Origin of the sequence: Sphingopyxis sp., from assembly GCF_050916055.1 — a bacterium.
Taxonomy (GTDB): Bacteria; Pseudomonadota; Alphaproteobacteria; order Sphingomonadales; family Sphingomonadaceae; genus Sphingopyxis.
This window is the reverse complement of sequence record NZ_CP051527.1, coordinates 1,068,271-1,085,804: the sequence shown is the minus strand read 5'-3', so window position 1 is coordinate 1,085,804 and position 17,534 is coordinate 1,068,271. Positions and strand designations below refer to the sequence as shown.

General features: G+C 65.8%; 13 protein-coding genes. 6 read left to right on the top strand and 7 right to left on the bottom strand.

The annotated features are described in order from the left end of the window. Window positions 1–7: 7 nt before the first annotated feature. Together HEQ22_RS05335 and HEQ22_RS05330 are read right to left on the bottom strand one after the other, a co-directional pair. Window positions 8–427 (bottom strand): DUF2147 domain-containing protein, encoded by a 420-nt coding sequence (locus HEQ22_RS05335; protein WP_432770160.1) that lies wholly within the window; start codon window positions 425–427, stop codon window positions 8–10. Beyond that, entirely contained in the window at window positions 424–1,278 is an 855-nt protein-coding gene (locus HEQ22_RS05330) for a metal-dependent hydrolase (protein ID WP_432770159.1), read from the bottom strand. The genes HEQ22_RS05335 and HEQ22_RS05330 overlap by 4 nt, the downstream gene beginning before the upstream one ends. A 208-nt stretch (window positions 1,279–1,486) precedes the next feature. Here HEQ22_RS05330 and HEQ22_RS05325 point away from each other — a divergent pair, with 208 nt between their 5' ends. Next, window positions 1,487–2,143, top strand: a complete 657-nt coding sequence (locus HEQ22_RS05325; RefSeq protein WP_432770158.1) for a TetR/AcrR family transcriptional regulator — start codon at window positions 1,487–1,489, stop codon at window positions 2,141–2,143. On the opposite strand, the gene HEQ22_RS05320 is transcribed toward HEQ22_RS05325, so the two are convergent. The 3 genes from HEQ22_RS05320 to HEQ22_RS05310 all read right to left on the bottom strand — a co-directional run bounded on the left by HEQ22_RS05320 (window position 2,140) and on the right by HEQ22_RS05310 (window position 8,665). Next, entirely contained in the window at window positions 2,140–4,623 is a 2,484-nt protein-coding gene (locus tag HEQ22_RS05320; RefSeq protein WP_432770157.1) for a hypothetical protein, read from the bottom strand. The two genes, HEQ22_RS05325 and HEQ22_RS05320, sit on opposite strands and share 4 nt — an antisense overlap. Before the next feature lie 314 nt (window positions 4,624–4,937). Further along, window positions 4,938–5,432 carry a hypothetical protein gene (locus tag HEQ22_RS05315; RefSeq protein WP_432770156.1) on the bottom strand — a complete coding sequence of 165 codons (495 nt, stop codon included), beginning with the start codon at window positions 5,430–5,432 and terminating at the stop codon, window positions 4,938–4,940. A 209-nt stretch (window positions 5,433–5,641) separates the two neighbouring features. After that, entirely contained in the window at window positions 5,642–8,665 is a 3,024-nt protein-coding gene (locus HEQ22_RS05310) for a TonB-dependent receptor (RefSeq protein ID WP_432770155.1), read from the bottom strand. 366 nt (window positions 8,666–9,031) lie between these two features. Between HEQ22_RS05310 and HEQ22_RS05305 the strand changes: the two genes are divergently transcribed. The 4 genes from HEQ22_RS05305 (at window position 9,032) to paoC (ending at window position 14,714) form a co-directional block, all read left to right on the top strand. Further along, window positions 9,032–10,744, top strand: coding sequence for an N-acyl-D-amino-acid deacylase family protein (locus tag HEQ22_RS05305; RefSeq protein ID WP_432770154.1), 1,713 nt, complete (start codon window positions 9,032–9,034; stop codon window positions 10,742–10,744). Between the two features lie 179 nt (window positions 10,745–10,923). Further along, entirely contained in the window at window positions 10,924–11,559 is a 636-nt protein-coding gene (gene paoA, locus HEQ22_RS05300) for an aldehyde dehydrogenase iron-sulfur subunit PaoA (RefSeq protein WP_432770153.1), read from the top strand. After that, entirely contained in the window at window positions 11,556–12,506 is a 951-nt protein-coding gene (locus HEQ22_RS05295; protein ID WP_432770152.1) for an FAD binding domain-containing protein, read from the top strand. Before paoA ends, HEQ22_RS05295 begins: the two co-directional genes overlap by 4 nt. 3 nt (window positions 12,507–12,509) lie before the next feature. Then, entirely contained in the window at window positions 12,510–14,714 is a 2,205-nt protein-coding gene (paoC, locus tag HEQ22_RS05290) for an aldehyde oxidoreductase molybdenum-binding subunit PaoC (protein ID WP_432770151.1), read from the top strand. Window positions 14,715–14,723: 9 nt separating this feature from the next. Here the strand turns inward: paoC and HEQ22_RS05285 are convergent, their stop codons facing one another. Continuing rightward, on the bottom strand, window positions 14,724–15,332 hold the full coding sequence (locus HEQ22_RS05285) for a nucleotidyltransferase family protein (RefSeq protein WP_432770150.1): 609 nt from the start codon (window positions 15,330–15,332) through the stop codon (window positions 14,724–14,726). Between the two features lie 38 nt (window positions 15,333–15,370). Here HEQ22_RS05285 and HEQ22_RS05280 point away from each other — a divergent pair, with 38 nt between their 5' ends. After that, on the top strand, window positions 15,371–16,342 hold the full coding sequence (locus HEQ22_RS05280; RefSeq protein WP_432770149.1) for an XdhC family protein: 972 nt from the start codon (window positions 15,371–15,373) through the stop codon (window positions 16,340–16,342). On the opposite strand, the gene HEQ22_RS05275 is transcribed toward HEQ22_RS05280, so the two are convergent. Next, window positions 16,339–17,451, bottom strand: a complete 1,113-nt coding sequence (locus HEQ22_RS05275) for an alpha/beta fold hydrolase (protein ID WP_432770148.1) — start codon at window positions 17,449–17,451, stop codon at window positions 16,339–16,341. The genes HEQ22_RS05280 and HEQ22_RS05275 overlap by 4 nt on opposite strands. Window positions 17,452–17,534 lie beyond the last annotated feature (83 nt).

Here is a 17,534-nt window from a genome sequence, read left to right as displayed (position 1 = left end):
CCGGTCGCTAGCCTATCCGCGTCCACACCTTGCTGCGGCAGATGAAGGCGACGCACCCTTTGAGCTCGAGCTTGCCGCCGCCGAGCAATTTCAGATAGCCGCGCGAGGCGCCGTCCCCGGATTCGGGGTCGTAGACCGGCCCGCCCTTCCATTCGGTCGGCCCGCCAGTAAAGCCGCGCAGCACGACCAGCCCCTTGATCCGCCGCTGGCGCAGCTTCGCATCCGAATTGCGCACGTCGCGCAGGTCGGGATTGCCGCGCAGCCGCGCCGCATCGACCACCTTGCCGCACAGTGCGGCGCCGCAGCGATAGATTTCGACGCGGCCACCTTCGCTGCCGGTCGCCCAAAGCCCGGTGATGTCGGCTGCCGAGGCCGCCCCCGGCATCGCCACGACCGCTGCGGCAAGGGTGAGCGACCGCAGCATCATGCCGCCTTCCTTTCCGGTTCGCCCGCTTCGAGGGCCGCGAGCGCCTTTGTCAGCAGCGAGCGGTCGTCGATCTGCCACGGGTGAAATCCTGGCCGCATATAGGTGAAAACACCGAGCAGCAGCAGGCGCAGCGTCCCCGGACGCCCGTACAGATAGGACAGCAGTTTTCGCCAAGTGGCAAAATCGTTGCGGCCATCCTGGCGCAGCAGGTCGGCGGTGTTGCGAAAGATCACATAGTGAAAACGCACCGTCGTCAGGCACATTACGAGGCTGCGTTTCAGCCACCGCCGCAGCGGCGTCATGTGGCGCGTCGCGTGCAGATAGGTGTCATAGGCGACCGCCTTGTGCTCGATCTCCTCCATCGCGTGCCATTGCCAGAGCCGCTTCGCTTCCTCGCTGGCGCCGCCGAGATGCTCGGGATCGGCGAGCGCGTCGTGCGCGAGGGTCGCGGTGAAATGTTCGAGCGCGCAGGTTGCAGCAAGCTGCTGCAGCGGCGAGCGTCGCTTGACCCAGGCGATCGTGCGGCGAGCGCGCTCTTCGAGCGGGGCGATATCGAACCCGGCATCCTCGGTTTGGCGGTTGAACACCACATGCTCGCGCGAATGCATCGATTCCTGGTAGAGAAAATCGTCGATCTGGCTGCGCAGCGGCTCGGATGTCTGATCGCGGTAGTGGCGCACCGCGGTCATGAAGAACTTCTCCCCCACCGGAAAGGTCGAGGACAGGGCGTTGAAGAAGGCCGTGCGGCCCGGATCGCCGCTGTGCCACCAGCGCGGCGGCGGTTCGTCGCGGCCAAATTTGCGGTCGCGCTTTTCGATCTGGAGGTCGGACGGGGTGTGAATCGATGACATGGACATCTCCTGCGCATCTGAAATGACATTAACATCAATGTATATATAGCGAGACCGATCGCTGCGCAAGCGATGTTTTCGGGGTCCGGAACGCTTTGTCCTGCCATCCCGTCCCTGCACAGATCGATTGTGACAATGGGGTAGTTTGCGCTAAGCTATCTAAGGATTACGGCCCATGTGGGGTGGGACGGCCGCGAGGGATAGAATCATGTACAAGCAAGCGCCACCACGGCCGAAGCGGCGCAAGCGGCTCGGCCCCGAAGTTCGCGAAGAAGGACTGGCAGCGGCGCGGCGACTCCTGCTCGCCGGCGGCCCCGGGGCGGTGACGCTCGCCAACATCGGCGACGAAATCGGCATGTCGCATGCCAATGTCCTGCATCATTTCGGATCGGCGGCCAGCCTGCAGGCGGCGCTGATGGGATCGATGATCGAGGATCTGACCACCGCGCTAGACAATGTCGTCGAACTGCTGAAGACCGACGCGGCTGGGCCGCGGACGGTCGTCGACCATGTGTTCGACGCCTTCGACAAGGGCGGCGCCGGGCCGCTCGCGGCGTGGATCATTCTGTCGGGCGACGTCAACCACCTCGAGCCGGTGCGCGAGGCGGTGCGCTCGCTGGTCGAGGCGATCGTCGGCCAGTCGCGCGACGAGGCCGCACCCGAGCGCGTGCGCGCTGCGGTGCTGATGATGGCGGTCAGCGCGTTCGGCGATGCCGTGATCGGTCCCTACGTCCGCGACATGCTCGACCAGCGCGAGGATGCGATGCGCGACCTGATCGCGCGCATTCTGCCGCTGTTCCTGATCCCGTCGGGGATCCCACCCGCGCTGCCCGAGCGGCCGAAGCCGAAGCAGGGCGACAGTTAGAACCGTTTGCGGATGCCAAGCCGGATGGTGCGGCCGAGCGGATCGATCTCGTCGCGGCTGAACCCGCGCGGCGTCGCGCCGCCGACGACAATGACCCGGCGGTAGCCGCCAAACAGATTCTGGATGTCGAACGACAGCCTGAGGTTCGAGGCCCAATAACTGTCTTCGCGCGCGCGCAGCCAATGTTCGGGTTCCGCAAACAGTCCCAGATTGAACTGCATCGAAGCCGGATAGCGAAACTCGGCGCCACCGGCCTCGCCACCCGATCGCACCCGCGCGGCGCCGTTCCAGTTTCCGTTCAGCGACGCGCCCATCCCGCGTCGGCCGACGACAAGGTTCAGCGTGACATTGTGCCGCGGTTGGCCGCTGTCGCGCAACCTGTCGAGCACCGGGAGTTCCGGCCGGATGACCAGTTCGCTTGCGAGTTGCCAGCTGTGGACGACCGACAGGCTGAAGGTCCACGGCCGCTGGTCAGCGGGTGGCGGGGGCGCCCCATCGGGAGCCTTACGGCGTGCGGTATAAAGCAGCGTGAAGCCGGAGGTGAGCGTTTCGGTGCGGTCGTTCGATATGTTGATCGGGCGCGCGTCGATGGAGATGAGCCGCCCGCCGGCATCGCGCACGAACCGGTCGGGAAAGATCGCCTCGATATCGGGGGTCAGCGTCGGCAGCGACGCGATGCCGCCCTGCGCGACGCGCCGGCGATACTCGATGTTGAAGGTCGCCAGATCGCCTTTGAAGGGGCGGATCATCGCGTTCGCCGAGAGGGTGCGGATGCGGCCGCCGGCAAGATCGGGATTGCCGCCGAAGACGCTGATCGGCTGAACATATTCCTGCCGCGCAAAGTCGAACAGGCGGGTGATCACCTCGATCCGCGGACCGTATAATTGTTCGAACAATGGCTCGACATTCTCGTGCCCGAACGCGCCGCGAAAATCGAAGAACGGCAACGGCGACCAGCGCACCCCGGCATCCCATTTATAGCGCGCTGCGGTCTGCCGCGCCTTGCCGACCTCCATCGACAGGTCGACGCCGAGATCGCCGAGCGGCGCAAGGATGCCGAGCGCGCGATTGGCGACCGGCAGGGTGAACGACCATCGCCCGTCGAGATGATGGCTGGCAAAGCGGTCCCGGGACACGGCGCCGGTTGCCGCCGCCGAAGCGCGAAACCGCGAGCGGCTCTGGCTCGCGTTGACCGTGATATTGGTCGTCGCCTCACCGGCCGGCAGCTTGAAGACCGACCTCGACGCGTTAAAGGTCGCGCCGATGGTCTGCGAACTCGACCGGTTGCGGTCGGTGAGCAACGGCAGGAACGGCCAGGGACCGGACGGATCGAAGGAAGGATCGCCGGCATCAACCCGGTCCTGCAAATCGCTGCTGTCGAAGCCCGTGTCGTTGGCGTTACTGTTGCGGCTTTCGGACCAGGACGCCGAAAAGCTGGTCTGCCACCCCGCTATCGCCCCGGACAAGGACGCCGAGGCGCCGACGTTGGTCGATCGTTGCCGGCTTTCCAGAGCGCGCTCGCCGACGAGCCGGTAGCGGATTTCATTGCCCGCGGCCGACGGCAGCATGATCGAGGCGATCGGCAAGCCGGTGCGCTGCGTGCTGCGGTTGACGCCCGCATTGGCGTTGAGCGACAGGAAAAAATCGCCGACCGGCCGCACGACGCCGATGTTCAGGTTCAGCGACCGCGTCTTTGCCGCGAGCGTTTCGAAGCGGTTCGGGTCAATCGACCGCCCTTCGGCCGCTTCGAGCAGGGGAAGGATTGCCGCGACGTCGGCGCGGACCGGTATATCGCGTTCGCTTTTCAGCAGCGGCGTATCGGTGTTGCCGCGCAACTGGACATTCCAGCGCGTGTCGCCATCAATGATCGACCGCGTTGCGGACAGCTGCGAACTGGTCCGGCCGCCCGCGAACGGCATGCCGAAGCCGGCGTCGGCATCGGTGCTGGCGAAACTCTTTTTAAGCTCGAGGTTCACGACCCGCTGCCCGGCGGCATAGCCATAGCGCGCCGCCGCTTCTGGGGCCAGGATCGCCAGCCGGTTGAGCGCTTCGGGCGGATAGCCGGTAATCTCGGTCGAACTGCCGATCCGCCGGCCGTTGACGAGCAGGATCGGGGTATCGCGCGACTTGCCGATCAGCGGGGTGATCTCCTCGACCAGTTCGCCGATCGTGTTCGCGCCATAGGCGGCGATGCGATCTTCGTCGAGTTCGGTTTCGGACGCGATATCGGCCTTCCCCCAGCGCGGGGCGGTGACGATGATCGTGTCGTCCGGCCCCGCCTCGTCGGTGGTGCCGGCCGGCGGCTGCGGCGGCTGGAGGGCCATCGCCGCGTCGGATCGTGGGGCGTTCGGCGTGGCCTTGTCCGCGACCAGCGCTGCGGCCGGGGCGGCGCGTGCCTCGCACCGCTGGGCACCCGCCAGACAGACGACTGGCGCGATCAGCGAGATCGACCAGAAGGACAACCGGGGCAAGGCGATCATGGCCCGCAACACCGCGGCAACATCGGGGGAGGATCGCAATAGGGTCAAGCGTTTCTCATCGCGCGCCGCCAACATTTCGTCGACTGACGGTTCCAGCGGTCGTGCCCCCTGCCCGGCCGACGGGACAAAAAAGGCGCGCGAACTTCGCGCGCCCAAGGGAGGAGGAGATTGCCGCCATTTACCCAATGGCGGCAACCCGGGAGGGACGACCGGCAGAACCACCAACAAGGAAAGATGGCCCGGCCGGGCGTCCAACAGCAAGGAAGGGGCGCCGGAAACCTCGCGGCGCCCCTTCCCGGATCAATGCCGTATGATTACGGAACCAGCGTCAGCGTGTTCGGCACCGGGCTGGTGTTGGTCAGGACGCCAACCAGCTTGCACGGGGCGCCGGAGGTCGCGCTCGAATCCGAATAGGGCGAGCTGACGGTGATCGTCCGGGTGCCGGTGTTGCCGCCCCAGGCGAATTTGATCCGGCCGTTGCACAGGCCTGGGCTCAACGGCGGATCGATTGTCAGGCCCGAGATGCCCCAGTCGGTCCCGTCATGAGTGATATTGCCCGTCCCGGTCACCGAGATGAGCGCGCAGGGAAAGGCACCCGACAGAGATGCCGTCGCGGTCGCGGTCGTGGGCGAGGTCACATTGGCATTGACGGTCAGCGTGCAGGTATAGACAAGGCCGTCCTTTTGCACGGCAACCGAACCCTGAAAGACGTGCGGGCCGCTGGGCGACGGCGCAAAGGTCGCGGCGGACGCGACTGTCGCGCCAATCATGGCGGCGGACGCGGCGACAAGTGTTGCAATTTTTTTCATGATCAACTCTCCTGAGCAAATGATTACTTATTTTATTGCGATGCACTTCCGAATCGGGGGGATAGTGCAACTGCCAAGGTCTCAAGATTCAACATTGATGTCAATATCAAGATGTTATTAATTTTGAGCAATATTAAAATATATAATCGCCGTAATGTTACATAATTTCAGATATATGATTAAATTTTCATTCACCAGAAATTTGATTCTCAGAAACTTTTTGCAATACTGAAACCGAATATTCTGGGATCAAGCGTAAATACATTTGCGCTCAATCCGGTATCGTCACTGTTGGTGAAGAAATCGGTGATCGGTGCCTTATTGAACACATTCTTGACATAGAATTGGAATGTCAGCTGGTCGACAGGCCGTTCCAACGTCACCGCCAGATTGACGTTGTCCCAGCCTTTCAGGCGGTCATATTCACTGTTGTAGACACGCGCGAAGCTTTTCGACTGGCGATAATAGTCACCGCGCAAAGTCAATTCCCAGTCACCATCATCGAGGAAGAAGGTATATTGCGCGCCGATATTGAAGGTCAGGCGCGGTGCGTTGGGCAGTTCATTGCCCTCCAGATCGGCAAAGAAGCCGCGTCCGCCGTTCGGCGCATCGGTGATCGGATCATATTCGAACCCGTAGAATTGATACAGCGGAAACCCGTCGGGAATCGAAGGATTGAAGGTTCCCAATTCCTTCGACCCCCCGCACAAGGCCTGCAGTGCGTTCAGTCCCAGTCCGAATTGCGTTACGGGATTGGCCAGAATATCCTCGACCACATCGCGCGGCGCAATGCAATTCGACGGCAGCTGGATCCACGGCCGCAGCACCACCCAGTCCGGGTTGCCTTGGGTGCGATTCATCACGTCGATCGATTGCGCGCCTTCCTTCAGGCGGGTTTTCAGATAGCCCAGATTGGCATCTGCACGAAATGCGCGCGACGGCCGCCATGCGGTTTCGAGCTCGAGCCCCCAGCTTGTCGCGTCGAAATTTTCGTTGAGCGAAATGCGATCGACGATCTGCGAAATCTGATAGCCCTCATAATCATAATAGAAAGCCGTCGCGTTCAGGGTGAAGCGGCCGCCGTCGAAGCTGTTCTTCGTCCCGATTTCAAAGGCATTGACATATTCGGGCTCGAAGGTGGCCGGCAGCGGCTGGAACTGAACGATACGCGGGTTCAGATTGGGACGCGGCGGATTGGTGCCGCCGCCCTTGTAACCGCGCGACGCCGAGGCATAGATCAAAGTCTGATCGGTGAATCCCAGGTCGGGTTTCCAGTCGATCACGATGCGGCCGGTCGGTTCCGACCATTTCTGGACGACGTCGGGATCGGTCGGATAACCGAAGCTGACGTTGCCGCCGCTGGTCCCGATTGTGCCCCCGCCGCCGCCGAGCAGCAACTGGCTTTGCACCGGCGTCGTGATCTTTTTATCCTTGGTCCAGCGCAGCCCTGCTGTCACCTTCACATTGTCGGTGACGTTCCAATAGGCCTCACCAAAGACCGCCCAGGATTTCGTCCGCACCAGATTACGGCTCAGGAAATAATTATGCCCCTGCTCGTCGAGCGAATCGATCGGATTGGGATCGACGTAGACGCAATCGCGGCCCGTCGTCCCGATCGGACAGGGGTCGTAGTTGGTCGTGCCGAACGGGGGAGACCGATTGTAAAGATTATAGGCGATGTAAGTAAAGGCGTTGCTGAAGACGAAATAATCGTCCTGCGTTTTGAAATCGAGATAATTGACCCCCAGATTGAAATTGAACGGTCCGTCGAAGTCGGATTGCAGGCGGAATTCCTGCGTCCATTGGCGGTTGCGCGATCGGCTGAGGTCGGCCGACAACAGACGATTCGAACAGCCGAGTTGCGGGTCGCAAAAAATCCCTCCCGGCGCCGCGAAAGTCTGATCGATCGGCGCACCACTGAACGGATCGGTCAGGCCTGTCGTGTCACTGAACAACGGTCCCGAAACGAAGCGGTTATAATCCTGCGACGAATAATAGCGGTCGCGTGCATAGGCGGTCTGCGACACGAAGGTCAGCCCGTCGCTGATGTCAAAGGTCAGATTGCCCTGAAACACGTCATTCTTGGCGCGGAACACCGGGTCATAGCCGGTGGCAATCTCGCGCAGGTCGCGCGATTGCGTCGCATCGAGGAAAGGATCGGTCGGCAGGAACGCATAGACCTGTTGGAACGGATTTCCTGGAGGCGCACCGATCGGCAAAACCACCTGTCCGGCAACGATAAATGCCAGGCCCGATCCGTTCGGGGTACCATAGGCCGCATCGTCGTAGAGCGACGCCGACTGACAGCCCTGGCTGAACCGTCCCCGCAGATTTTCCTCGAATGGCGTAGCCAAGCCGGGCTGGGTGCCGTCGGGGATGCGGATGCCGTTGATTTCGGTCGGACCGGGATCGCGGGTGCACAATTGCTTGCCGGTGCGCGACCGATCATCGTCCTCTTCGAAATGCTGCCAGATCGCGCTGATGGTCAGGCGATCGCTGGGTTCCCATTGCATCGACAGGCGGCTGGACCACAGTTCACGGCCGTTGACGCGGCGGTCGGTAAATGTGTTGTAGTCGAAACCGTCGCGGCTGGTGAGCGCCCCCGCGGCGCGGATCGCCAGCGTGTCGGTGATCGGGACGTTGATCATCCCGCTCGCGCGCATCGTCTTGAAATTGCCGACCTCGACCTTGGTATCGAGCCCGAACTCATTATCGGGCAGCGCCGGAATCAGGTTCACCACCCCGGCGGTGGCGTTGCGACCATAGAGCGTGCCCTGCGGCCCGCGCAGCACCTCGACCCGCTGCATGTCGAACAGTTCCGATTCGAACAACCGGTTGCGGATCAGCGGCGTGTTGTTGAAGCTTACCGCGACCGCCGGATCGCTCGACGCCGAAATCGCCTTCGTCCCGATCCCGCGGATCGAGAAGTTATACATGCTGAAATTGCTTTTCGAGAAGGTGACGTTGGGCACCGCGCGCAGCAGTTCGGCCCCGCTTTCGATCTTGTAGTCGTCGAGCGCCTCGGCCGAAAAGGCCGAGATGGCGATCGGCACGTCGATCTGTCGTTCCTCGCGCTTTTGCGCGGTCACCACAATGTCGGTGTCATAGACCTGGTTGGCGGGCGCCGGCCGATCCGCGGCGGCGTCCTGCGCATGGGCAGGCGCGGCCAGCAATGCGGCGAGCGCAAACAGGCTGGTGGTGCAGGCGGCGTGTGAAGCGATTCTCAAGGTCATGTCCCCTCCCGGTTGCTGTCGCATCGCATCGGCATGGGGCGCCGAGATTGCGATCCTGCCCGGGCCGGACAGGCTGCGGTGCGACGTTTCTTTACCGAAGATCGGAACGGTCGGCGCGGATTCTCCGCGACCGGCGGCAGGGCGGGTTACCTGCAATCCTCTCCTGCGATATGTGGGGATATTTCCCCTGTCGCCAACATTCCCATTATGAACATTGATGTCAATTCAAAAATACAAGCAACCGTAAACGCATGGCAAACCGGCACCGCGCCGCGATCCGGCGTGACCCTTGCGCCGCCTGCGCCGATGTGAAATTCAGGGCTTCGAAGCGCCGTTCCGGGCGCCCAGCAAGAGGATTGCCCCGCCATGACCGCCCAGAGATTCGCCGGCCCGTCGCTCGTCACGCTGGGTGCCGCACTCCTGCTGCTGCCGGGATGCGCGGCGACCACCGCGTCGGCGCCCTCCCCCACCTATGACGTCGTGATTCGCGGCGGCACGCTTTACGACGGATCGGGCGGCGCGCCCGTTGTCGGCGACGTCGCGATCGAAGGCGACCGCATCGTCGCGGTCGGCGCGGTGCCGGGTACCGGGCGCACCGAAGTGTCGGCGCGCGGCATGGCGGTGGCACCGGGGTTCATCAACATGCTGAGCTGGGCGACCGAATCGCTGATCGCCGATCCGCTGAGCCAAAGCGACATCCGCCAGGGGGTGACGCTGGAGGTGATGGGCGAAGGCTGGTCGATGGGGCCGATCAATGCGGCGATGAAGGCGCAGGAGACCGAGCGTCAGGGTGATATTCTCTACCCGATCGAATGGACGACGCTCGGCGATTATCTGTCGTGGCTCGAGACGCGCGGCATCGCGACCAATGTCGCGAGCTTCGTCGGCGCGGCGACGGTGCGCGTCCACGAACTGGGCGAAGGCGATGTCGATCCGACCCCGGCCGAGCTGGCCCGGATGCGCGCGCTCGTCCGCCAGGCGATGAACGAAGGCGCGCTGGGGGTCGGCAGCTCGCTGATTTACGCCCCCGGCTCGTACGCCGAGACCGACGAGCTGGTCGCGCTGACCAGCGAGGCGGGGAAGTGCGGCGGCATGTACATCAGCCACATGCGCTCCGAGGGCGACCGCCTGGTCGAGGCGGTAGACGAGTTGATCGAGATTTCGCGCCGGTCGGGCGCCCCGGCCGAAATCTATCACCTCAAGATGGCGGGGCGCGCCAACTGGGGCAAACTTAACGCCGTTATCGCGCGGGTCGAGGCGGCGCGCGCCGCGGGCCAGCGCATTACCGCCGACATGTACACCTACACCGCCGGCGCGACCGGGCTCGACGCCGCGATGCCGACGTGGGTGCAGGCCGGCGGGCTGGAGGCGTGGATCGAGCGGCTGAAGGACCCCGCCATCCGCGCGCGGGTCGCCGCCGAGATGAAGCAGCCGGGCGCCGATTGGGAAAACCTCTATTTCGGCGCCGGGGCCGACAAGATGATCCTGTCCGGCTTCAAGAATGAAAAGCTGAAACCGCTGACCGGCAAGACGCTCGCCGAGGTCGCCAAGATGCGCGGCACGTCGCCCGAGGAAACCGCGATGGACCTGGTGGTCGAGGATGGGTCGCGCGTCGGCACCGTCTATTTCCTGATGTCGGAGGACAATGTCCGCGCGCAGGCGAAGCTGCCGTGGATGAGCTTCGGGTCCGATGCGGCGTCGCAATCTGCCGCAGGGGTGTTCCTGAAATCGGGCGCCCATCCGCGCACCTATGGCAATTTCGCGCGCCTGCTGGGCCGCTATGTCCGCGACGAGAAGCTGATCCCGCTGGAGGAAGCGGTGCGGCGGCTGACGACGCTGCCCGCGACCAATCTGGGGATCAGCGACCGGGGCAGCCTGAGGCCCGGATACCATGCCGACGTCGTCGTCTTCGACCCCGCGACGGTCGCCGACCGCTCGACCTTCGCCGAACCGCACCGATATTCGGTCGGGGTGCGCGACGTCTTCGTCAACGGCGTCGCGGTGCTGAAGGACGGCGAACCGAGCGGCGCGACGCCGGGGCGCGCGGTGCGCGGCGCCGGGTGGAACCGCTGCGGCTAGCGCGGGCAGAAAAATTATCGGATGCGCCGCTGGCCGCAACGTCGTTCATCGGTTATCCTGAGGCAGCGCTGCCGTCGATCCGGAGTCCCGGACAGCGGTGAGCGAACCAATTCGCATGGAGAGGCGTTTCCCACTGGGCAGCCCGTTCGGGCTTCGACGCATGAAGGGCGGAGCAGGCAATGGAAATTTCCGATGATCAAGGCATATCGCGGCGCGGCATTCTGGCCGGGAGCGCGGCGTTGGCCGCAGTGACCGCGGCGCCCGCCGGTCAGGCGCAGACCCGTGCGGCGACCCCCGACGTCGCCAAAGCCAAAACGTCGTTGAAAGTGAACGGCACCGTCCATGCGCTCGAGCTCGACACGCGGACGACGCTGCTCGACGCACTGCGCGAGCATCTGCAATTGACCGGAACGAAGAAGGGCTGCGATCACGGCCAGTGCGGTGCGTGCACGGTGATCGTCGAGGGGCGGCGGATCAACAGCTGCCTGACTCTCGCGGTCATGCACGACGGCGATGCCATCACGACGATCGAGGGGCTCGGCACGCCCGACAAGCTGCACCCGATGCAGGCCGCCTTCATCACCCACGACGGTTATCAATGCGGCTATTGCACCCCCGGTCAGATCTGTTCGGCGGTCGCGGTGCTCGAAGAGATCAAGGCCGGCATCCCGAGCCACGTCAGCGCCGACCTGATGGCGCGGCCGCGGGTGACCGGCGATGAAATTCGCGAGCGGATGAGCGGCAACATCTGCCGCTGCGGCGCCTATTCGAACATCGTCGATGCGATCGGCGACGTCGCGGGGGTGAAGGCATGAAAAGCTTCAGCTACGAACGCGCGACATCGCCCGCCGCGGCCGCCACCGCCGCAGCGGCGGCGCCCGGCGCGCGCTTCATCGCTGGCGGGACCAACCTGCTCGACCTGATGAAGCTCGAGATCGAGACGCCGACGCACCTGATCGACGTCAACGGACTCGCGCTCGACAAGATCGAGGCAACGCCCGAGGGCGGGCTGCGCATCGGCGCGCTCGTCCGCAACACCGATCTGGCCGCCGACAAGCGCGTGCGCCGCGATTACGGCCTGCTGTCGCGCGCCCTGCTGGCGGGCGCATCGGGCCAGCTGCGCAACCGCGCGACGACCGCGGGCAACCTGCTCCAGCGCACCCGCTGCCCCTATTTCTACGACACCAACCAGCCGTGCAACAAGCGCAAGCCCGGCAGCGGCTGCGCCGCAATCGGCGGCTTCAATCGCCTTCACGCAGTGATCGGGGCGAGCGAGGCGTGTATCGCGACGCACCCCAGCGACATGGCGGTGGCAATGCGCGCGCTCGATGCGACGATCGAAACGGTGCGCCCCGACGGTGCGGCGCGAACCATCGCCATCGCCGATTTCTATCGCGCGCCGCTCGACACCCCGCATCTGGAAACCGTGCTGCAACGCGGCGAGCTGATCACCGCGGTCACCCTGCCCCGCCCATTGGGCGGCACGCACATCTATCGCAAGGTCCGCGACCGCGCCTCTTATGCCTTTGCGCTGATATCGGTCGGCGCGATCGTCCAGCGCGACGGCAGCGGCCGCGTCGCAATCGGCGGGGTTGCCCCCAAGCCGTGGCGCGTCGAGACCGCCGAGGCAGCGCTGGCCGATGGCGCGCGCCCCGCCGCCGCGGCGATCCTGTCCGGCGCCAAGACGACGCACGAAAACGCATTCAAACTGCCCCTCGTCGAGCGCACGCTCGCCGCGGTGCTCGCACAAGCGAAGGGTTGAGCCATGAAGTTCGATACCCCCGCCACGACCAACCCGATCGACCAGCTCAAGGTCATCGGCAAGCCGACCGACCGGATCGACGGCCCGCTCAAGACGACGGGCACCGCGCCCTATGCCTATGAACGGCACGATGCCGCGGCCAACCAGGCCTATGGCTATGTTGTCGGATCGGCGATCGCCAAGGGCCGGATCGCGTCGATCGACCTCGACGAGGCCGAAGCCGCCCCCGGCGTGATCGCCATCGTCACCGCCGCCAATGCCGGCAAGCTCGGCAAGGGCGATTTCAACACCGCCAAGCTGCTCGGCGGACCGGCGATCGACCATTATCATCAGGCGATCGCGCTGGTCGTCGCCGAAAGTTTCGAACAGGCGCGCGCCGCCGCGGCGCTCGTCCGCGTCGAATACACCCGCGGCAAGGGCGCCTACGACCTCGCCGCCGGGCTCGATGCCGCGACCAAGCCCAAGGCGTCGTTCGGCACCGAAGCCGACAGCGCGGTCGGCGACTTCGCCGCCGCCTTTGCCGCCGCGCCGGTGCAACTCGACGCGCGCTACACCACCCCCGACCATGCCCATGCGATGATGGAGCCGCACGCGTCGATCGCGGCGTGGGACGGCGACAAGCTGACGCTGTGGACGTCGAACCAGATGATTGCCTGGTCGGTCGGCGACATGGCGAAAACGCTGGGTATTCCCAAGGAGAATGTCCGGCTGGTGTCGCCGTATATCGGCGGCGGCTTCGGCGGCAAATTGTTCATCCGCGCCGACGCGCTGCTCGCCGCGCTCGGCGCGAAAGCGGCAAAGCGCCCGGTCAAGGTCGCGCTGACGCGCCCCTTCATGTTCAACAACACGCCGCACCGGCCGGCAACGATCCAGCGCATCCGGCTGGGCGCGACCGCCGACGGCAAGCTTACCGCGATCGGGCACGAAAGCTGGTCGGGCGACCTGCCCGGCGGCGGGCCCGAAACCGCGGTGGGGCAGACGCGGCTGCTCTACGCCGGCGCCAACCGCATGACCGCGATGCGCCTCGCGGTGCTCGACCTGCCCGAAGGCAATGCGATGCGCGCGCCCGGCGAAGCGCCGGGGCTGATGGCGCTGGAGATCGCAGTCGACGAGATTGCGGAAAAACTGGGAATGGACCCGATCGCCTTTCGCGTCCTCAACGACACGCAGGTCGATCCGGAAAAGCCCGAACGCGCCTTTTCGCAGCGCCGGCTGAACGAGTGCCTGGAAACCGGCGCCAAGACATTCGGCTGGAGCAAGCGCAGCGCCAAACCCGGCACGACGCGCGACGGCCGCTGGCTCGTCGGGATGGGCGTCGCCGCCGCCTTCCGTAACAATATGAACGAAAAATCGGCGGCGCGCGTTCGCCTCGACAAATCGGGGACGGTGACGGTCGAAACCGACATGACCGACATCGGCACCGGCAGCTATACGATCATCGCACAGACCGCCGCCGAAATGATGGGCGTGCCGCTCGACAAGGTCGTCGTGAAGCTGGGCGATTCGGCGTTTCCCGTTTCGGCTGGCTCGGGCGGCCAGTGGGGTGCGAACAGTTCGACTGCGGGCGTCTACGCCGCTTGTGCAAAGCTGCGCGAGGCGGTGGTCCAGAAACTCGGTATGAGCGCCGACGCGGTGTTTGCCGACGGCAAGGTCGCGGCGGGCAGGCGCAGCGTCGCGCTCGGCGAGGCCGCCGGCGCCGCCGAACTCGTTGCCGAAGACATGATGGAATATGGCGACCTCGCGCAGAAATATCAGCAGTCGACCTTCGGCGCCCATTTCGTCGAAGCGGCGGTCGATACCGCGACCGGCGAAATCCGCATTCGCCGGATGCTCGCGGTGTGCGCCGCGGGGCGCATCCTCAACCCCAAGGCCGCACGCAGTCAGGTCATCGGCGCGATGACGATGGGCGCCGGCGCGGCGCTGATGGAAGAGCTCGCGATCGACAAGCGCTTCGGCTTTTTCGTCAACCACGACCTCGCTGGATATGAAGTCCCGGTCCATGCCGACATCCCGCAACAGGATGTCGTCTTCCTCGACGAAACCGACCCGACGACGTCGCCGATGAAGGCGAAGGGCGTCGGCGAACTCGGCATCTGCGGCGTCGCCGCCGCGGTCGCCAACGCCGTCTACAACGCCACCGGGGTGCGCGTGCGCAACTATCCGATCACGCTCGACAAATTGCTCGACAAGCTGCCGGAGATCGCATGATCGCGGCGATCAGCGCGCGCCGCGCAGATCGTCGGGCCGGTCGATGTCGCGCAGTTCGCCTGCGGCCGCCGCAACCCGCACCGCACCGGCAAGCAGCGCCCGGCCGCCGCGATCGCCCTGCCCCGCCTGCAAGGACGCAAAGGTCGACCTCGCGAACAGCGCTGGCGGCATCGCAATGTCGCCCTGCGCCGACGCGACCACGGGCGCCGCGACCGGATCGAACGCCACAAGCAGCGCGCGCAGGTGGCTGATGCCGACAAAGGGCATATCGGCGAGGCACACGAGCGCGGCAGCGACCGGCGCCCCCGCTATTCGCGCGATCCCGGCGGCGAGCGAGCGCGACAGCCCGGTTTCGGGATGCGCGTTCAGCACGATGTCGAAGCCGAGTCCCGCAAGCCGCGTGGCGAGCGCGCCGTCCGCGTCGCTGCACACCGCCACCCGGCGGCCCGGCGCGAGCGCGACGAGCCGCCGGGCCGCGTGCAGCGCGAGCGGTTCGCCGGCGAGATCGGCGAGCAGCTTGTCGTCGGCGCCGAAACGCTGCGACCGCCCTGCCGCGAGCAGCACCGCACCGACCTGTCCCGCCTCGATCATCGCCCGTTCGCTCGCCTTCTGTGCCACCGCCGCGCCCGCATGGTCGCGCCCCCACTGAGCGCAGGATGGCGATGATAGCAACCGGCCCGATCGACATCCTACGCTTTCTTGCCGCGCGCGCCGACGAGGGGCTGGATTGCGTCCTCGTCACGCTGGCTGGCATCGAAGGCTCGTCTCCGCGCGCGATCGGCGCCCAGATGGCGGTGTGCGCCGACGGCCGCTATGCGGGATCGCTGTCGGGCGGGTGCATCGAGACGGCGGTCGTCGCCGAGGCGCTCGATGTGCTTGCCGCCGGCGCGCCTCGCCTCGTCCGCTTCGGCGCCGGGTCGCCCTATCTCGACATCCGGCTGCCGTGCGGCGGCGGTATCGACCTGTTCTTCCACCCGCGCGCCGATCCCGATTTGATCGCCGAGGCGCTGGCGGTGGTCGCGGCGCGCGGCATGGCGGCGCTCGCGCTGTCGCAGCGCGGCATCGACCGGTCCGACGCGCTGCACTCCGGCTGGGCGGACGACGCCTTTCACATCGCCTATGCCCCGGCGCTGCGGATCGTCGCGCTCGGCCAGGGCGAGGATCTGACCGCGCTGGCGACGCTGGCCGCGACGTTCGGCGCCGAGGTCGCGCTGTTCACCCCCGACGACCGCGAACGCGCGCGGCTGGCCGAACGCGGCCTCGATGCGCATCCGCTGCCGATCCGCACCGCGCCGCCGGCGATAGCGGGCGACGCGTGGACGGCATTCGTGTTCCTTTTCCACGACCGCGACTGGGAAGAGGCGCTGCTGGCGCCGATGCTGGCGCACGCGAGCTTTTATTTCGGCGCCGTCGGCAGCATGCGAACGCACCGTCGCCGGCTTGCCGCGCTGGCGGCGACGCCCGCGGGTGCGCAGGCGGCGGCGCGGCTGCGCGGCCCGGTCGGGCTGATCGCCGCGACGCGCCATCCCGCAACGCTGGCGGTATCGATCCTCGCCGAAATCGTTGCCGAATATGACCGGATCGTCGCGCCGGGCGACGTTGCCGCGGTCGTGCCCTGCCCCGCCTAGCCTGATCGCGCCGCCAGCGGTGGCAAGCCGTCCATGATCGCGGTCAGCGCCAGCGCATTGTCGCGCTCCATCGCGCTGTGCCCGGCGTTGGTGACGACGAAGCTCGCCGGCCTGGCGCCCGCCGCGGCCAGCGCCGCGACGAGCCGCGACGCCTGGGTCAGCGGGCACACCTGATCGAAACGGCCGTGGACGATATGGACCGGGATCGACGCCAGGATGTCCGCATGGCCGAGCAGGTGATCGGGGGGCAGAAACAGCGCGTTGGCGAAATAATGCGCCTCGATCTGCGCGAAGCAGAGCGCGAAATCGGCCTCGGCGAACTTGCCCGCATCGCCGGGCTCGGGGATCATGTTCGATATCACCCCTTCCCACACCGACCAGGCGAGCGCCGCCGCGCGCTGGCGCTCCGTTTCGGCGGCGGTGGCGGGCACCATGTCGAAGATCGCCTTGTACGACGCCATCACGTCGCGGCGTTCGTCGACGGTCAGGATTTCGAGCAACGCCCGCCATTCGTCGGGATAGTGGATATAGGCGCCGGGGGCGGTCAGGCCGAACGGGTCGGCGTGCCACGTCGCGGCATTGCCCTGATAAAGATACAGCAGATCCTCGGGCGCGCCGAGGAAGATGCCGCGCAGGATCAGGCTCGCGCAGTGCGCCGGAAAGTCGATGGCATAGGCCATCGCCAGCGTGCTGCCCCAGCTGCCCCCGAACACGTGCATCGCACCGGTGATGCCGAGGTGATCGCGCAGCCGTTCGATATCCGCTATCAGGTCGGCGGTGGTGTTGCGCGCCAGTGCCGCGGCCGGCCCCGCCGCGGCAACGTTCGGCTCGCTTTTGCCGCAGCCGCGCTGATCGAACAGGATGATCCGGTAGCGCGCGGGATCGCAGAAGCGCGCCATCGCCGGCGAACAGGCGCCGCCGGGGCCGCCGTGAAGAAACATCACCGGTTCCCCCGTGGCATCGCCATACTCTTCCCAATAGATGCGGTGGCGCGGCGCGCGTGCGCTGTCGTCCTCGACGTCCAGCCAGCCGCTCGCCCGCAGCGGCGGCTGCGGATAGACCCAATCGTCGCCGATCTTGCTCGATGCCTGAAGCCGGGAGAAATCCATCGCCTGTCCTTTCGCCTGCGCCCGCGACGCGGACCCCAGGCGATATAGCCCGCCGCGCGGCAATGGCCATGCCGATCGTATCG